Origin of the sequence: Labrys okinawensis (assembly GCF_047345005.1) — a bacterium.
GTDB classification, from domain to species: domain Bacteria; phylum Pseudomonadota; class Alphaproteobacteria; order Rhizobiales; family Labraceae; genus Labrys; species Labrys okinawensis.
In genome coordinates this window covers 2,126,945-2,144,584 of record NZ_CP178864.1, presented here as the reverse complement: position 1 = coordinate 2,144,584, position 17,640 = coordinate 2,126,945, and the positions used below count along the sequence as shown (strand labels likewise).

Here is a 17,640-nt window from a genome sequence, read left to right as displayed (position 1 = left end):
TTATCCTATACGAGTCTTCGATACGCGTATAGCATAACACTATACACACGAGATCCCAAGGCCCGGCGGCGCGCGGTGGCGTCGGCTGCCGCTGGCATCCAAATCTACGCTCAGCCTGCCATCGTGAGAGTAGGCTGTTCGCGTGGTGCGCAGTACGTGTACGAACGCAAAACGCCATCCAGGTTGTCAGACCCAGATGGCGATTGAGTTATGATAAAAGTGGTTGCGGGGGCCTGCAACCATCTCAAATTGCGTTTTTGCTTTCGCTATGAAGGCGTTCTGGAAAAGGTCGCTATCGCGTGTGTCAGTGGGCTATTTCGGACCGCAGCGTAGCTTTCGTTCAGGATTGCCCCTTAAGGCTGGTACCACGGATGCACCAAACCGGACCGGAATTGCCGGGTATCACCTCCGAAATGGCCCTATTCTATAACCACGCTTCGAGGCGCCCCAGATCGCTGCGCGCCGGCCAACGATCGACAAACTTGCACATTACACCAATGGAAGTGACAGAGGCAACGTCCCGCCCGGAAGCATCGAGCCGGGGACGTAGCGGGTATATACCCGCAATTCGCCGCGCGACGTCCACGGGCGACGATCCGTCACTCCGATCGCGTGCAGCAGGGTTTGAAGCGCCGCGATGGCTTGCCCAGCCGGGTCCTGGTCAATGGCGACGTCCATCAACCCCTGTCGCAGATAGTCCGCGTGATCATCCGAAATCTCATGGCCGATCCAGTTGGGACGTGGGCCGGAGTGTTCGGCGATAGCTCTGGCGATGCCAAGGGAGCCTGCCCCTGAGTTGTAAATTCCACGACCGGTGGACCGCCCCCCCCCCGAGGGCCGTCCGTGTGCTGTGAAAGCAACGGTCCGGGTCATCATGGGTGCTGAGGTCGAGGGAGCGGCTGGCGACCGATCCTCTGCTGCTTCACTGCTTGAATGTCGCGAAACTGACTGCCGGGATGATCTTCCGGTAGAAACGGCCCGTCCCCGAACAGCTTCTCCCGCAAAGTCCCGGGTCGGTAGGCCGTAGGATAGACGCCTCGTCGCTGAAGCTCGGGCACGAGATAGGTCACGATATCCTCGAAAGTCTCATGCGCCACGGCATAGGCGAGGTTGAAACCATCAACATCCGTTTCCTCAACCCATTCCTGCAGGGTGGTCGCCACTGTTGCCGCAGATCCGACAAACACCTGGCCAAGCCCGCCGATGCTGCCACGGCTTGCCAGTTCCTCCACGGACCACGCTTTCGAATCCGAGGCAATCTCCTCCATCATCGAGGTGATGGCATTCGGTGGAATGTCCTTCACGACATCCGAAGGCGCGAACTGGCCGAAATCGACGCCACTCCAGCCCGACATGAACACAAGCGCGCCGTCATAAGAAGCATAGCGCTGATACTCGCTGAACTTGGCAAGCGCCTTTTCGTCGGTTTCGTCGACGATCACCGTCACCAGCGTATAGACGAGTAATTTGCGCGGATCCCTCCCCGCTTCCGCTGCCTGCCGGCGTATATCGGCCACATAGGCCTTCAGCAGCTTCTTGGAGAGAGAGCTCACGAAGACACATTCGGCATTCCGGGCGGCGAAGCGCTTTCCGGCCCCCGAGGAACCGGCCTGGTAGAGCACAGGCGTGCGCTGTGGTGACGGCTCGCTCAGATGGTAACCGGGCACGTCGAAGAATTTGCCGTGGTGACCGATTTCATGAACCTTCTCCGGAAGCGCGAAGATCCGGCGCTCGCGGTCGCGAACCACTGCATCCTCTTCCCAGCTCCCCTCGAAGAGCTTGTAGAGGACTTCGAGATATTCCTCCGCCACCTCATAGCGATCGTCATGACGGCGCAGTCCATTCTCGCCGACATTGCGAGCACCGCTGTTCAGATAGGAGGTGACGATATTCCAGCCCACCCTCCCCTTGGTCAGGTGATCGGCGGTCGATAGGCGCCGGGCAAAGGTATAGGGATGTTCAAAGGTCGTCGAAGCCGTGATGCCGATGCCGAGATGCTTGGAAGCCATAGAGATCGGCACGGCGAGTTGCAGGGGGTCGTTGACGGGGATCTGCGCGCCTTGCTCGATGGCGTGATAATTATTGCCTTTGTAGACGTCATAGTAGCCGATGACGTCGGCAATGAAGACACCATCGAAGATGCCGCGCTCCAGAATCTGCGCCAGATCGGTCCAATATTCGATGTCCTTATATTGCCAGGAGCGATCGCGCGGATGCGCCCAGAGGCCAGGCGACTGGTGCGCGGCGCAGTTCATCTCAAATGCGTTGAAGTGAATTTGCTTGGTCATGCTGATCCATTGGAATTGAAAGCAATTGCTGGTCTTTGACCGCGATCTCAGCCAAAGGCCCGATTGGGCTGACGCGAAGGAGAAATCTTGTGAATCGAGGCGGCCAGGAGCCGCTTGGTGAATTCGTGGCGCGGGTCGTGAAAGACCTTTTCGACGGACCCATGTTCGACAATCCGCCCGCCGAGCATCACCAAGACATCGTCGCTCATGTGCCGGATGACGCCGAGATCATGCGAAATGAAGAGATAGGACACGCCGAGTTCATCCTGAAGGTCTGTTAGCAGGTCGAGGACTTGGGCTTGGACGGAAACATCAAGGGCAGAGACGGGTTCGTCGCAGACGATGATCTTGGGCTCGGATGCGATCGCGCGCGCAATTGCGACGCGCTGTCTCTGCCCGCCCGAGAGCTGCAGGGGCCAGCGCTTCGCATAGTCGGGCGACAGCCTGACCTTTTCGAGCAAGATCGCAATACGATCGGGATGGTGCCGGCGCGGCACACCACAGGCATCGAGGGCATCGCCAAGGATTTGCGCAACGCTCCAGCGCGGATCGAAAGAACTCAGCGGGTCTTGATAGATGATGCCAAATTCCCGGCGCCTCGACCGACGGTCTCTTTCGGTGACCCTTCCTGTCTTTCCAGCCGTGACCCATGGCCGCCCATCGAAATTCACGGTGCCGGCGTCTGGTTCGATCAGGCCAAGAGCAATGCGGGCAGTGGTCGTCTTGCCAGATCCTGACTCGCCGATGATCCCGAGGGTGCGGCCTGCGTCGAGTGTGAAGCCGACGCCGTCGATTGCCAGTCTGCTGAGATGGTCGGGGCCATCATAGGCCTTCGTAAGGTCCTTCGCCTGAAGCACGGGACGTGGCAGTTGGGTCGCCCGTGTCACCGCGGATCTGCCATTGGCTGGAGATAACCTGGTGCCGCGTGGATGAGTACCAGGCACTGCATCGAGCAAGGCCCGCGTATAAGGGTGGTTGGGCCGATTGAGGACCTGTTCCACAGATCCCTGCTCGACGACCTCGCCATGGTTGAGGACGAGCACTTCGTCAGCCAATTCCGAAACGACCGCCAAGTCGTGGCTAATGACAAGCAGGCCATTGCCTCGCCGCTTGATGTCTCCCAGTACACCCAGAATTTGGGCCTGCACCGTTGTGTCCAGGGCGGTTGTGGGCTCGTCGGCGATCACGAGCGCCGGATCAAGTGCGAGAGCTGTGGCGATAAGGGCACGCTGACGCAAGCCGCCTGACAGTTCATCCGGTCTCTGATGGGATCGTAGCGTGGGCTCGGGAATGCCGACCAGGCCCAACAGTTCGAGCATGCGCTCTCTGCGGCGCTGCGGCGTCCCCCAGTTATGGGCAGCGAGCGCCTCGATGATTTCCTGCCCAACGGCCCGCAACGGATCCAGCGAGACCAGCGCGTCCTGCAGGACGAACCCGATTTCTTTGCCGCGCAGGGCCCGCCATTGCGTTTCCGAGAGTTGACGCAAGTCTTGGCCACCATAGCTGAACGTGCTCGCGCTTATCTGGCTGTTTCCCCCGGTCAGCCCCACAAGCGTACGAGCGGTGACGCTCTTGCCTGAGCCAGATTCACCGACCAGGGCGACAGCTTTCCCTGGCTCGACGCTGAAGGAGATGCTGCGCACGACATTGCGGCGAGCGGATCCCTGCCCAAGCGTAATCGAGAGATCCTCGACAATCAGGCTTGCTGCGCTCATGACACACGCCCTTCCAATCGGCGCTGAAGGTATCGGCCAAGTATGGTGGTCGACAGCGTGGTCAGAACGATGAACAGGCCGGGAAAGAAGGTCAGCCACCAGGCCTGTTGGACGAAATCGCGACCCATCGACAACATCGTGCCCCACTCCGCCGCCGGCGGCTTGGCACCGAGGCCGAGAAAGGATAGGGCCGAAGCCCATACGATCGCCTGTCCCACGCCCATCGTGATCGTCACGATCAGGGGGCGCATGGCATTGGGCAGAATCTGCCGGCGGATCGTTCGCAGAGGAGAATGCCCAAGCGCACGCGCCGCCTCGATATAACCGGCATTGCGCGCCGTCAGGACCTGGCCGAACACCATGCGGGCATAACCGGGAGCATTGCCGATCCCGGTAGCGATGATGAGCGGGATGATGCCGTTACCCAGATGAGCGCCGAACAGCAGCGCCAAGATCATCGTCGGAAAAGAAAACAAGACATCCAGGATCCAGCCGACGGCACGTTCGCCAAGTCGGCCGGTGAGACCGCCCAGCAGCCCGAGGATGACGGCCACGACCATCGATAGCACCACCGCGCCCACACCGAGCAGCAATGATTGGCGGGTGCCATAGATCACACGCGTGAAGATGTCGCGCCCCGACTGGTCCGTGCCAAAGAAATGTGCCCACCCGGGCGCCCGAAACGCTTCACGTGGCGCAATCGCCAAAGGATTGAGATGCGAGAACAGTTGAGGCGCGATCGCTGCAACCACGATCGCGATGAGCAACAATCCGGCCAATGCCGGCCCCGGCGCAAGGAAGGCTCTGAAACGGCTCCCGGGCGCGAGTTGGGCGGCCATTGCAAAATTTGAAGTGTTCATCTGCGACCTGCCTTGAGACGGGGGTCCACGACGACGTAGAGGGCATCGACCACAATGCTCGTGACGATGTAGACCAGGGTCACGAACAGCGTGATGCCGATGGTGAGTGGCATGTCCTGAAGGGAGACGGCCTGGTAAAGCTGTCGTCCCAGGCCCTGGCGGGAGAAGATGTACTCGACCAGGACCGCATTGCCGATCAGCGAGCCGACAGCCCAGGCGGACAGGCTGATGGCCGGCAAGACCGCGTGGCGCAGCGCGTGTCTTATGCGGACGTGCCAGTCGCTGAGCCCGCGCGTACGAGCCGACAGGATGAATGGCTGATCAAGCGCGAGCTCGAGCGTTTCACGCATCACCTGCGCCAGGAAGCCGGCCAGCGGCAGTCCCAGTGCGAGGGCCGGAAGCACGAGGCTCGAAAAACCGTCGCTTCCTCCAGGAGGGAATAGCTGCAAACCGAAGGCAAAGACCGCAAGGAGCACGATCCCGAGCCAGAATTGCGGCAAGGAGGCGCTGATGGTTTCGATCGCGGAGCCGATACCGCTCAGCCATCGGCCGCGCCGCGTGGTCCCCAGCACGGAAATCAGCGCCAATATCCACGACAGAAGCAAGGACAGCATCGTCAACTGCAGTGTCGACCAAGCTTGCTCCGCGATGACGGACCTCACCGGCATGTGCTGCGAGAAGGACATGCCGAAATCGCCCTGCAACAGCCGGAGCACATAGATGCCGTATTGGGTGAGCAAGGGCTTATCCAGCCCGAACTCCTTGATGGCCGCGGCGATGGTTTCCGGCGTCGGATTGGATGTCGGCCCTCCCAGGAGCGCACGCACCGGATCGCCCGGTGTCAGATGAAGAGCGAAGAACGTCACGGTCGCCGATGCCAGCAGCACCAGTGCGCCGCCGGCCCCGCGAAGCGCTATTCGTTGGAGAAGACGCCGGAACCGGCCGTCCGCCGGAACCGGTACATGTCCCGCGAGCCTCTCCGCCATACTCATTTCGAGACCCAGGCGTCATAAAGCGTCGTGACGGTTAGGGAGGGTTCGAGCCTGACGTCATGCGCCGTTTTGTAGACCCCCAGGCGTGTGCTTTGGGGGTAAGTCCGCAACTGCAGATACTGGGACGAAATGATTTTTTGTGCCTGATGGTAGTAGTCCTTGCGCTTATCGGGATCCTGGGTTTCCAGCGCCTTTTCGACGACATCGTCGAATTCGGCATTTTTAAAGCCCGAACCGTTCTGGTGATAGCCGCCGGATCCGGCGGCGCCGAGAAACTCGGAACCGAACACGATCCGCAGCACGTCGGCCGTATTGGTGTTCCAATAGTCCAGGGTGACGTCATAGTCCCATTTGCCCTGGCGCTCGCTCGACTCGGTGTCGCCGACCGGCTCAAGCCGGACATCGAAGCCAACCTGCCCGGCGGTGGCCTGGACCTGCTCCCAGAGCGAACGCTCGGCCGGACTGATCGAAGCTCCGATCGGAACATGCACGACGAGGGACTGCCCGTTCTTGACACGGAAACCCGAGGAATCCCTATCCTTCCACCCTGCCTCATCGAGCAGCTTGTTGGCACGGTCAGGATCGTAGTCGTCAGCGTGCTGGAAATCACCCGAATAGAAGGGCGTTGCCGAACTCAACGGCCCCGAAGCATGGTGATAGCGGCCGAAGTAGACACTGGCGAGCGCCCCGTCGATATCGGCCGACCGAACGAATGCCTCTCGAAAACGAATGTCGTCGAAAGGGGCTCGCTTGGTATTCAGTTCCCCGTTGGTCGGATTGCCGGGACGGTCCTTGATGAGCAGCGTAAGGTCCGGGTTCTTTTCCGCGGCGGCTTCCGATTCAGGAGGGAGAACCTCGATCACGTCGACGCTGCCGCTCTGCAAGGCGGCAAAGCGAACCGCCGGCTCCGGGATGAATTTCCAGATGACCTTCTCGAGATAAGCAGGCCCCTGGTGGAGTGTCGTCGGCGGAGCCCAACGGTAGTCGGGATTTCGCTCCAACACGACCTGGCTCTGGTGGTCCCAGCGTGTGACCTTGAACGGGCCTGAACCCACTGGGCTCTGGCAATTCTCGTCTCGGGAACGCTTGAGCGCAGAAGGAGCCTCGATTCCCAGAAAACCTTGCGCCAGCACCTCGAGGAATGCGGCGTAAGGCTTGGAGAGATGGACCACCGCCGTATGGTCGTCCGGCGTATCCGTGCCGACATATTGCTGGACATAGCCACCGGCCGTCGAAGATTGCGTGGCCGGATTGATCATGTGATCGAGATTGGCCTTTACGGCCGCGGAGGTGAATTTCTCACCATTGGTAAAGGTCACATCATCGCGAAGGCTGAACGTATAGGTCTTGCCGTCTGGCGAGATGGTCCAACTCTTGGCCAGCCAAGGACCGATGTGACCGTCCTTGTCCATCGACACGAGAGAATCGAGAAATTGCTGGGCTACGAAGACCTGGGGCATGTCGCCGTCGACATGCGGGTCCAGGCAGGTCGGCTCGCGATCGGTGGCGTATATCAGGGTTCCCCCCGAAACAGGTGTCGCGGCATCTGCGGCCCAGCCGGGTTGGGCGCCGATTCCGGCCGCCAGCATTGCGCCGGAGAGCGTCGCGAGCACAAGGCCCGAGCGAAGGCGCAGACGGCGCCCCTTCATCGTTCGGCCAGCCGTGCCAGCAGCCTCCATGGCTGCGAGATCGCGACCCAGACGGTTGAAATTGATTGAGAAAGACATGGAAACTCCACAAGGCCGCCGGGATGAATGTTTGCCGCGGCGGAGCGCATCGACGTTTTGCGAAGCACATCCTATTGGTTTCGAGTCATATGTCTATATAATTTATAGACTAAATGTATTAAATTTCTTCGTGCTAGGCTTATCCTCCTGTCCTGGCCCCCGGGCGCGGTGTCCGCCCGCTCACACCAAGGCCTCTGCAACGCGATGACGCGCCGCGGGATGGGACGTGGCAAGCCGCGCGGCGCCACCAAGTTTCTCGCGTAGTGTTCCCTTGGCATAGTCGCGCTTGTAGGCGCCGCGCCTTTGCAGTTCCGGCGCCACGATGTCGACGAAATCGACATAGCTCTCGGGGGCGACGACACTGGTCAGGTTGAAGCCGTCAATATCGGCCTGCTCCACCCAGTCCTGCATCTCGTCCGCGATCTCAGCAGCCGAGCCGAGGAAAAGTGGCGCACCTCCCCCCAGCGTGGTCGCCATACCCAATTCCTGAATCGTCCGGCGGTCTGCTGCGCGGTCGCTGCGGTCATGGGCTTCAACCGATCCCCTGCGAACCTCACCAATGGCGGCCTCCAGCGGCGCGCTCGCGAAATCGAGGCCCTGCCAACCTGATTGCAGGACGAGACCTCCCTCCACGCTGGCATAGCGCCGATAGTCGTCGAGCTTGTTCTCGGCCTCGCTGCGGGTCCATCCCGGCACGCTCACGGCACTCAGAAAAACCGTGATCGCCTCGGGTGGCCGCCCGGCCGCTTTAGCGAGACTGCGGATCTCATCCACGAGCTTGCGGATCTCCGTCTTCGAATTGCCGGCTATGAAGACGCATTCGGCATGACGCGCGGCGAAGGCTCGCCCCCGCGGTGAGGATCCCACCTGGAACAGGACGGGCGTGCGCTGAGGCGAAGGCTCGCTGAGGTGATAGCCATCGAGCGTAAAATGCCGGCCCTCATGGCGGATGCGATGCACCCGTTTCGGATCCGTGAAGAGGCCGGCCTCGCGGTCCCTGAGAACGGCGCCGTCCTCCCAGCTCCCTTCCCAGAGCTTGTAGACCACCTCCATATATTCGTCCGCGATCTCATACCGCAGGTCATGGCCATTCTGCCGCGAGCGACCCGCCGCACGCGCCGCGCTGTCGAGATAGCCTGTGACGACATTCCAGCCCACCCGACCCTTGGAGAGATGGTCGAGCGTCGACATGCGCCGTGCGAAGGCATAGGGCTGATCGTAGGAGAGGATGCTGGTAACGCCGAAGCCGATATGGCTGGTGGCATAGGACAAGGCCGGAACCAGCAGCACCGGATCGTTGGCGGGAACCTGCACGGCACCGCTCAGGGCCGCGTCCACGCTGCCGCCATAGACATCGTAGACACCGAGCACATCGGCGAGGAACAGCGCGTCGAACTTCCCGCGCTCCAAAGTCCTTGCGAGGTCAACCCAATAGTCGATGTTCGTATAATCCCGTGTGCGATCTCTGGGATGACGCCATAGTCCCGGCGACTGATGCACGACACAATTCATGAAGAAAGCATTGAGACGAATTTCACGTGTCATAATTAATCTCTGGCAAGGCGAAAAGCCATTCTTGAAGCTAAGCGAAAGCTGGTTATGCCTATTCCACGAATACTGAAGACGATCTGATGTCTCCGCTCCAGGTGAAGAGAGCCAGGAGTGGTTCGTCGTGCGTTTTCATGGCATGCGGCAATTGCGCCGGATGTAGGATGAGCGAGCCTGCCGGCCGGATCGCCACGGATGGACCGGCCGTCCACTCTGCCGTGCCTGAAAGCACGAGATAGAGCTCGACAGCAGGATGAGCGTGCAGCGGATAGTAGGTGTGAGGTGCGAGGAGTGTCAGTCCAACGACCAGATCCGCCGCTGCCAGCAGGCCCGATTTTCCGATGATATCTGCGAAGCCGACTGACGAGCCGAGACCAGGCCAGCGCGGATCAGGTGGATAGCCGAAAGTCCAGACTAGCTCAGAGGCGAACGCCGAAACCGCCGCCGCGAGCGCGGCTTCGGGGCCGACCTGCGCCTGTGACAGGGCGGTCTCGAGCCAGGCCACGACCGGCGGGGGGGCAGGCCAGTTCTCTCCCGGAGGCCGGCGGAAACGCGTCTCCTCCGCCGGCAATAGAGCAAGGACGGAGGCTGCTTCGCCGCTTACCTCGGGCGCCGACTCAGGCAATTGCCCAAGCCTTTCCCGGAGGGCTGAACAGAAGCGCGGCAGTGTCTGCCGGGGCGGATCCATGGTTAGCTCGCGAGCGCGTTGAGGGTGGCGGGGCGGTGGTAGCGACTGAGTGGGCGGGAAAGCCCGAGATTCTCCCGCAGCGTCCTGCCGGAGTAGGAGCGTTGCACCAAGCCGCGCCGCTGCAGTTCAGGTACGACGAGAGCCGCGAGGGCCTCAAATCCGCCAGGCAGATGCGCCGGAGCGATGTTGTAGCCGTCGCAGGCGCCGGCCACGTACCATTCCTCCAACTGATCGGCCACGTCCGCAGGTGTGCCGTAGACCAGCCGGTGGCCACTGGTCAGGGCGATCGAGCTGTAAAGTTCCCGAAGGGTGAGCCCCTTCCGGCGCGCCGCATCGAGGACGAATTGCTGGCGCCCCTTGGGACCCTCGGTGGCAGGCAGCGCCGGCACCGGTTCGTCGAGGGGAAAGCCGGATAGGTCGGTGTCGCCGATCAGGCCAGAAAGGAAGGCAAGTCCTGCAACGGGTGGCAACAGGCGATTGAGCGCATCGATCTGGTCTTCCGCCTCCGCCCGGCTGCCGCCCACGATGGTGACAGCACCAGGCATGATGCTCAAGGAGTTCGGCGACCGGCCATGTCGGACGAGCCGGGCCTTGACGTCGTCATAGAAAGCTTTTGCAACTGGGAGTTCGGATTGGGCCGTGAACAGGATTTCGCCAGACTCGGCGGCCAGTTCGCGCCCCGCTTCGGACAGCCCGGCCTGCACCATGACCGGATGGCCCTGAACTGGCCGGGGCAGGCTTAGCGGACCGTGGACCTGGAAATCCCGGCCGCGGTGGTCAAGGCGCCGAGCCTTGCCGGCCTCGAAGCACACGCCGCTATCCTTGTCGAAGCGATAGGCGTCGTCATCGAAACCATCCCACAGCCCGGTCACCACCTCGACAAACTCCCGCGCACGCGCATAGCGGTCGCCATGCTGGGGGTGTTGCTCCAGCGAAAAGTTTCCGGCTTCCGAGGCAGATGCCGATGTAACGAGGTTCCAGCCTGCCCTTCCGCTGCTGATGTGATCGAGCGATGCGAAACGCCGCGCCAGGCTGTAAGGATCGTTGTAAGTAGTGCTGGCCGTGCCGACGAGCCCGATACGGCTCGTGACCATGGCCAGCGCAGAGAGAACCGTCAACGGTTCGAACTTGGCACCCCAAGTCGTTTGCGAGACGGCTTCGATATTTTCGTCCCAGATCGCATTGGTATCGGCGAGAAAGAAGAAGTCGAAGCAGGCGGTTTCCGCCGCTCTCGCCATGTCCACGTGATGCTGGAGATTGATGCCGCCGTCAGGAATGGCGCCGGGAAAGCGCCAGCCGGCAACATGATAGCCGGAGGGATAAAATGACAGGCCAAGCTTGAGACGGCGGACATGTGTCATTGAAGGCTCGCTGACAGGTTGGAAAGATCGCGAGAGCCGGCGCTAACCGCATCGATCAGGCTCGCCGTGTAGGCATGCCGCGGCTGCTGGAAAATATCCGGAATGGTGGTGTCCTCGCACAGAACGCCGCGATAGAGCACGACTACGCGGTCGGCGAACCAGCGCACAACTGGCAGGTCATGCGTGATGAACAGGATCGCTATACCTGTGCGCCCCTGTACATCCTTCAGAAGGTCGAGCAAGGAGGCCTTGACCGAGACGTCGAGAGCCGAGGTGATCTCATCGCAGACCAGCACTTGCGGTTCGGCCGCCAAGGCTCGCGCTACCGCCACCCTCTGCCGCTCACCACCGCTGAGTTCGGCCGGATAGCGGTCTGCAAAGTGAGCTGGCAAACGAACATCGGCCAGGAGTTGATGGACGCGGTCACTCAGCAGGCGGCCCTTCAGTCCCAGAAAATGCCGCAAGGGCCGCCCGATGATGGTGCCGACCCGGTGACGGGGATTTAGCGAAGCATCCGGATTCTGGAAGACGATCTGGATCTGCCTCAGGACATCCCTGGTTCGCCGCTGGACAAGCGTGTCGATCTCCTTGCCCTGGAAAAGGATGCGGCCCTCACTCGCCGGCAGCAGGCCGGAAATGATACGCGCGAGCGTTGACTTTCCGCTGCCGCTCTCCCCGATGAGGGCGAGGATCTCGCCGGGGCGAATGACAAAGGACACGGCTTGCAAGGCTTTGGCTGCTTCCGCGCTGCCCCGGTAGCCATAGGAAACGTCCTGTATCGCGAGCAGCGGCGGAGAGCGAAAGCGGGAGGTCGTTTCGATGATTCTCGACATCAGACAACCTTCCGCAGGATGGCACCCTCGCCGGCCAGGCTGGCCGGCCGACCCGGGCGATCGAGACGCGGCAGCGCATCGATGAGTGCCTGCGTGTAGGCGTGGCGGGGGGCCGAGAAGATCGAGGCGGTCGTTCCCGCCTCAACGATCTCGCCTGCATACATCACCGCCACGCGCGAGCACAGTTCGGCCACCGTCTCCAGGTCGTGCGAGACGAAGAGCATGGCAACGCCTCGCTGGCGGCAGAGCGCCTTCAGCAGGCCGATGATCGCGCGGCGAATGACCGGGTCTAGCCCGGTCGTCGGCTCGTCGAGAACGAGGAGATTGGGCCCACAGCTAAGGGCCAGCGCCAGGGCGATGCGCTGCTGCTGGCCGCCACTGAACTGATGAGGATAGCGCGCCATCGCCGCCACCGGATCGGTGAGCCCAACATCCGACAGCAGTGTGACGATTGCCCCGAGCGTGGCCGGACGGTTCAGTCCCGGCCGATGGCGGCGCAACGTTTCCTCGAAGAGCTTCGCCACGCGCATGGTGGGCGTCAACGAGGCGCCGCTGTTCTGCGGCACGAAAGCCAGCCTCGCACCACGCAGGCGCTGCACCGTGCCGCGATCGGCGCCGAACAGATCGATCCCATCGAACAGCACGCTGCCCGCAACGATGCGACGGTCGCTGCGACGCTCTCCCAAAGCAAGGGACGCCAGGGTGGATTTGCCGCTGCCGGACTCCCCGACGAGCCCCACGGATTCGCCTGCCTCGATATCAAGCGAAATGTTGCGCAGCACGCTCTGCCATCCACCGTGCAGACAATAATCCGCACTGACAGCCCGCAACTGCAGCAAGGGCTTCGCCTGGCGCGTCATGCCTTGCCGCCTCCCCGACCAGCCGGCGTGATGCTGCGCAAGAGCGCATCGGTGAGAAGATTCACGCTCGTTACCAGCACCGCAATACCGAGAGCCGGTGCCAGCACCGGCCAGGTCGCGGAATCAAGGGAAGAGCGCCCCTCATTGATCATCAGCCCCCAGTCCGGTGCCGGAGGCGCCGTCCCAAAGCCCAGGAAGCCGAGGCCGCCGATGAACAGAACGGCATAGCCGGTGCGGATCGAGAACTCGACCATCAGCGTACCGGCGACATTGGGCAACAGTTCGCGCAACGCGATCGACAACAGGCCCTCCCCTCGAGCCCGCGCCGCTGCGATGAAATCCTCCGCGACAAAGGTCAGCGTGGCAGCCCGGATGACGCGCGCCACATTCGGAACGGTGAGCAGGCCCACCGTGAGGACCACGGTGAGATGGTCGGAGCCCGCGAGACCGATGACGAGCAGGGCGAAGATGATCGAGGGAATGCTCATGACGATTTCAAGCAGTCGCATGCCGATCTCATCGACCAGACCACTTCGCAGCCCCAACACCATGCCGACGGCACCGCCCAGGATTGTCGCCAGGGCGGCGGCGCCACAAGCAGTGGAAAGCACGGTTCTTCCGCCATAGAGGAAACGGCTGGCCACGTCGCGCCCCAGCCCGTCCGTTCCCAGCCAAAGCATGGCCGAGGGTGGCTCGAAGGGACCGCCGACGAAGACGTCCGTGGGAGAATTGGCGGCGATCATGGGGGCGGCGACCGCCGCGACGGCGTAGAGAAGGAGAACGGCCAAGCCGACATAGCCCGTCCACGGCAATGGCGCGATGAAGATGCCTCGCGCGCGTTTGGCCGCCGCTTGCGACAAGGACGCGGTTCCTGGCGCCAGGCCTGTCGAGACGGTACTCATGCCAAGGCGGTCCGAAGCTTTGGATTGAGCAGCGTCACAGCGATATCGGCGATGAGGTTGACGACGATATAGGCTGCCGACAATGCCATCGCCGCGCCCTGCACCAGCGGCACGTCGTGGTTGCCGATGGCCTCCACGAGCAGGCGTCCAAGTCCCGGATAATTGAAGACGGCTTCGACGACGACAATGCCGCCGATGAGCCAGCCGGCGTTCAGCGCTATGGCGTTGATGGCTGGCCCGATCGCGCTCGGCAGCGCATGACGGAGTAGAACCTGGCCGCGCGACAGACCACGCAAGCTGGCGGCACGCACGAAATCTGACTGGAGGATGTCGATCATCGATGAGCGAGTCTGGCGCACGACATAGGCGGTCATGACCAGGTTCAGGGTAATTACCGGCAGTGTCAGGAAGACGATGAGTTGCCAGGCGGAACGGGCCTGATCGATTAATGCCAGAGGAGGAAACCAGTTCCAGGCGGTGGCGAGCCACGCCACCAGCCAGATACCGATGACAAATTCGGGAACCGACATGCCAAGCAGGACAGCCACGGACAACAGTGTATCGAGCAGCCCGTTCCGACGGGAACCGGCTGCCACCAGGCCAAGTCCGATGCTGAGGGGAATGTGAATGATCAACGCCGCCGTGGCGAGAAGCAGCGTGTTGTCGAGTCGATCGACCACATAGGGAAGAACCGGGCGGTTCGCCGCAAGGGAGATGCCGAAATCTCCATGCAACAATCCCACCAGCCAGCGCAGATAGCGTAATGAGGCGGGATCGTAGAGATGCAGCCTCTGCCTCAGTACGTCGAGCGCCTGGGGTGTCGCCTCCCGCCCGAGGATGCGCTGTGCCGCATCCCCCGGCAGCAACTCGATGGCCCAGAAAACGATGGTCGCCACTGCCAGCAGCGAAAGGACGGCAAACACCAGCCTTCGTGCGATCAGCCGGCCGACGGGTCCGGCGAAGGGAGCCAGCAACGTCATCGCTCTCAGGTCACGATCGAGACGTCTGAGAAGTCGTGGGTGATCTTCTGGGGATGGACCTTGTAGCCTTGGATATTGGCCCGCGTAGCGCCGACCGTGTCGGCATAGATCAGAATGAGCGCTCCGCCGTCATCCTGAATCAGCCGCTGGGCCTTGTGGTAAAGTTCCGTACGGGCGCCCTCGTCCAATGTCTTGCGCGCCTCAGAGACGAGTTCGTCGAAGTCCTTGTTGTGCCAGTGGGTTTCATTCCACGAAGCGGTCGACAGGAATTCCAACGACAGAGCCTCATCGGCGGAACGGGCGTTCCATCCGGTCGCCACGAAGGGCTTCTTGAGCCAGATATTGCTCCAGTAGTCGGCCGCCGGCGCCTGGATGATATTGACACGAATACCGGCAGGCGCGGCCTGGGCCTTGAACAGCGTGGCAAGCTGGATCAGCCCGACATCGGCGGCCGAGGTGTAGAGGTCGAGATCGATGCCGTCGGGATGGCCCGCATCGGCGAGAAGCTTCTTCGCTGCCTCGATGTCGGGCTTGAAAGGCTGTTCAGGCAAGCCATAGGTTTGCCAGGGTGGCACGGGCGTATCATAGGCGACCGTGCCGTGGGAACCGACGATGGCCTTGAGATATTGCTCCCGGTTCACCACGAGCTTGAGCGCCTTGCGGATCCGTACGTCATTGAAGGGCGGCACGTCGGTGAAGGCTGCCAAGCCGTGCCAGAACGAGGTGCGCGCCGACTGGATCTTGACATCCGCGCTCGCCTCGAGCCGCTGCAGCCCCAGAGCGGGAAGCTCGGTGACAATATCGACCTGGTTGGCCAGCAGCGCGGCTACCCGCGAGGAAGGCTCAGCGATCGCGCGCAATTCGACCCTGTCCACATGCGGACGCCCGCGCTGCCAATAGTGCTCATTCTTGAGAAAGATCGTCGGCTCCTCGCCGGGTACGAACTTCTCGACTTTGAAGGGCCCAGTGCCGATACCAGTCGTGCGCAACTCATCCGAACTCTGGCCCTCCCGCACGATATAGGTGAAGCGGTTGGCAATTTGGAGCGGGAACTCGACAACAGGGGCACGCAGTCGAAACTCCACCGTGTGGTCGTCGAGCGCGTGGATGCCGTCCGGATCAATCTGGCTCAAGATGGCAGCGGCAGCGGAAGCCGTCTTCGGATCGACCAGGCGTCTGAAGGTGTAGATGACATCCTTTGCCGTGAAGGGCGCGCCGTCCTGGAATTTGACGTCCTTGCGCAGGGCGAAGGTCCATACCTGCCCGGTGTCGTCCGGCTTCCAGCTCAGGGCAAGTTGAGGCTGGGCGGAAAAGGCTTCGTCCGGCACCACCAACCGCTCATAGACGAGGCTGGCTCGCGCGGCATCGTTGTCGTTATTGCCATAGGCAGGATCGAGTGTTCCCTTGACACCATCGGCCTCACCTGTCGCAACGCGGAGTGTCGTCAAACCGGCCGCCGTACTCGGGCGCCCAGTTCCAAGAACCGCTACGCTGCTAAGGGCAAACGTACCAAGAATAACGTCACGTCTCGAGGCGTGACCATCGCGTGTGTCTGCCATCGCAGGATTCCCCGACTCAAAAGAAAGAAAGCCAGCACTCGCGATCCGGCGGAGTGCGTCTGCCAGCACGATGGCAGCTATTTTATATTAAATCAATAGAGTATATATATTTTATATATTGATTGTCAACCACGGTGGCGGATCGAGATGCCACCCGTTTCGGGGCTTGCCCAAAAGGCTTTTGCCCCTTTGAAACGCTCTGGCCGAGCTATCCCTCACCAATAAATTCGTGCGACATGTCGTTTGTCCGCCTGTTCACGCTCTCCTTGGTCCAGCCGATGGAAAGACGATAGCTGCCCGCAGTCCCGCTCGCCTGACCGAAGCAAGTTCGACGCCGATGGCTTCATCAGCGTTGGAATGAACGAACGGAGCGTCCTCGGGACAGCTAGGCTCGCACATGAAGCAGGTCCGGCAATCGAACAGGCGTGCGATGAGGGGTGGCGCGGCCCTGGCGGTCGAAAGAAAAGGGACCTGCGGTCGCCGCTGTCGGGCCTGTTCCAGCCATACCGTCGCGAAATGGTTTGAGCAAATATTCTGGGACCTGTGGACATTCAGGCTTTACGGCAAGGCGGGAGATCCACCTTGGGAGAGCCATGTAATTTCCATCAATCCTCCTATATTATGAACAAAGTTGACTATAGCGCCCCCTATGGGCCCGAGGGTTTGATACTCACCAACAAAGGAAGATACGGTCTGAGGGGCATGGGTTATCTGGCCGGTGCCGAGCCGAGCCAACCTGTCCTGGTCGCGGAAATTGGTGGACAGAACAGCATCCCCAAGAAGGTTCTGGATACGATCCTTGGCGAGTTGAAGAATGCCGGGCTCTTGCACTCGAAGAAGGGCAAAGATGGTGGCTACAACCTGGGCCTTAGTACATCCTAGCGAGGCCCAACGCTCGCTTTGGGCCGCGGTCCCGCTTTGCAGGAAAATCGTCTTGATCGTATTTCGCATGTATGTGGTCGAAGTAGAGTTTCTCCCCGGTATCGAAATACAAGATCTCGGCGCCGCGCTGGAGAAATTCTCCATCCCAATCGACCATTACGATTCGAATGGCCCTCCAAAGCGGCATTCGACCAACGTAAATCAGCGGTCCTGTATCTTCAGAGGTATTTTGGCGAGCCCATAGGTCGACTAGGACATCATATACACCTGACATTACAACGTTCCCTTCGAAAGCTTTGTAGTGGGTCGGTCGCGCTTTATTACTCATGGGATCTTCGCGGCTCTGTTCGCCAGATCCAAGGATGCTGAATAAAGAATTGCCAAAAGGGCCGAGTCCCAAAGCTAGGGACTCGGCCAAGACCGGAGCTGGGAGGATCGCTCACGG

At 61.3% G+C, this 17,640-nt stretch carries 14 protein-coding genes; 1 reads left to right on the top strand and 13 read right to left on the bottom strand.

What is annotated here, in order from left to right; genetic code table 11:
- Positions 1–872 precede the first annotated feature (872 nt).
- The 13 genes from ACMDCR_RS10140 to ACMDCR_RS10080 form a co-directional block, all read right to left on the bottom strand.
- Entirely contained in the window at positions 873–2,288 is a 1,416-nt protein-coding gene (locus ACMDCR_RS10140; RefSeq protein ID WP_413992411.1) for an LLM class flavin-dependent oxidoreductase, read from the bottom strand.
- Between the two features lie 47 nt (positions 2,289–2,335).
- A complete protein-coding gene (locus tag ACMDCR_RS10135) occupies positions 2,336–4,003 on the bottom strand; it encodes a dipeptide ABC transporter ATP-binding protein (RefSeq protein WP_413992410.1) in 1,668 nt (555 codons plus the stop codon).
- Complete coding sequence (locus ACMDCR_RS10130; protein WP_413992409.1) at positions 4,000–4,863, bottom strand: ABC transporter permease; 864 nt, start codon at positions 4,861–4,863, stop codon at positions 4,000–4,002. Before ACMDCR_RS10130 ends, ACMDCR_RS10135 begins: the two co-directional genes overlap by 4 nt.
- Positions 4,860–5,849 (bottom strand): ABC transporter permease, encoded by a 990-nt coding sequence (locus ACMDCR_RS10125; RefSeq protein WP_413992408.1) that lies wholly within the window; start codon positions 5,847–5,849, stop codon positions 4,860–4,862. The genes ACMDCR_RS10130 and ACMDCR_RS10125 overlap by 4 nt, the downstream gene beginning before the upstream one ends.
- A gap of 2 nt (positions 5,850–5,851) precedes the next feature.
- Positions 5,852–7,582, bottom strand: a complete 1,731-nt coding sequence (locus ACMDCR_RS10120) for an ABC transporter substrate-binding protein (RefSeq protein WP_413992407.1) — start codon at positions 7,580–7,582, stop codon at positions 5,852–5,854.
- Between the two features lie 180 nt (positions 7,583–7,762).
- Positions 7,763–9,127: an LLM class flavin-dependent oxidoreductase gene (locus ACMDCR_RS10115; protein ID WP_413992406.1), complete on the bottom strand. Its 1,365-nt coding sequence runs from the start codon at positions 9,125–9,127 to the stop codon at positions 7,763–7,765.
- 58 nt (positions 9,128–9,185) lie between these two features.
- The gene (locus tag ACMDCR_RS10110; RefSeq protein WP_413992405.1) at positions 9,186–9,818 is read right to left on the bottom strand and encodes a dimethylsulfonioproprionate lyase family protein; all 633 of its coding nucleotides are present in this window, start codon (positions 9,816–9,818) and stop codon (positions 9,186–9,188) included.
- 2 nt (positions 9,819–9,820) lie between these two features.
- Positions 9,821–11,179, bottom strand: coding sequence for an LLM class flavin-dependent oxidoreductase (locus ACMDCR_RS10105; RefSeq protein ID WP_413992404.1), 1,359 nt, complete (start codon positions 11,177–11,179; stop codon positions 9,821–9,823).
- Positions 11,176–12,012 (bottom strand): ABC transporter ATP-binding protein, encoded by an 837-nt coding sequence (locus ACMDCR_RS10100; protein ID WP_413992403.1) that lies wholly within the window; start codon positions 12,010–12,012, stop codon positions 11,176–11,178. The genes ACMDCR_RS10105 and ACMDCR_RS10100 overlap by 4 nt, the downstream gene beginning before the upstream one ends.
- Positions 12,012–12,872, bottom strand: a complete 861-nt coding sequence (locus ACMDCR_RS10095) for an ABC transporter ATP-binding protein (RefSeq protein ID WP_413992402.1) — start codon at positions 12,870–12,872, stop codon at positions 12,012–12,014. Before ACMDCR_RS10095 ends, ACMDCR_RS10100 begins: the two co-directional genes overlap by 1 nt.
- Positions 12,869–13,774, bottom strand: coding sequence for an ABC transporter permease (locus ACMDCR_RS10090; protein ID WP_413992401.1), 906 nt, complete (start codon positions 13,772–13,774; stop codon positions 12,869–12,871). The genes ACMDCR_RS10095 and ACMDCR_RS10090 overlap by 4 nt, the downstream gene beginning before the upstream one ends.
- The gene (locus tag ACMDCR_RS10085) at positions 13,771–14,754 is read right to left on the bottom strand and encodes an ABC transporter permease (RefSeq protein WP_413992400.1); all 984 of its coding nucleotides are present in this window, start codon (positions 14,752–14,754) and stop codon (positions 13,771–13,773) included. Before ACMDCR_RS10085 ends, ACMDCR_RS10090 begins: the two co-directional genes overlap by 4 nt.
- Positions 14,755–14,759: 5 nt before the next feature.
- On the bottom strand, positions 14,760–16,202 hold the full coding sequence (locus tag ACMDCR_RS10080; protein WP_413992399.1) for an ABC transporter substrate-binding protein: 1,443 nt from the start codon (positions 16,200–16,202) through the stop codon (positions 14,760–14,762).
- A gap of 813 nt (positions 16,203–17,015) precedes the next feature.
- Between ACMDCR_RS10080 and ACMDCR_RS10075 the strand changes: the two genes are divergently transcribed.
- Positions 17,016–17,195, top strand: a complete 180-nt coding sequence (locus tag ACMDCR_RS10075; RefSeq protein ID WP_413992398.1) for an Rrf2 family transcriptional regulator — start codon at positions 17,016–17,018, stop codon at positions 17,193–17,195.
- Positions 17,196–17,640 lie beyond the last annotated feature (445 nt).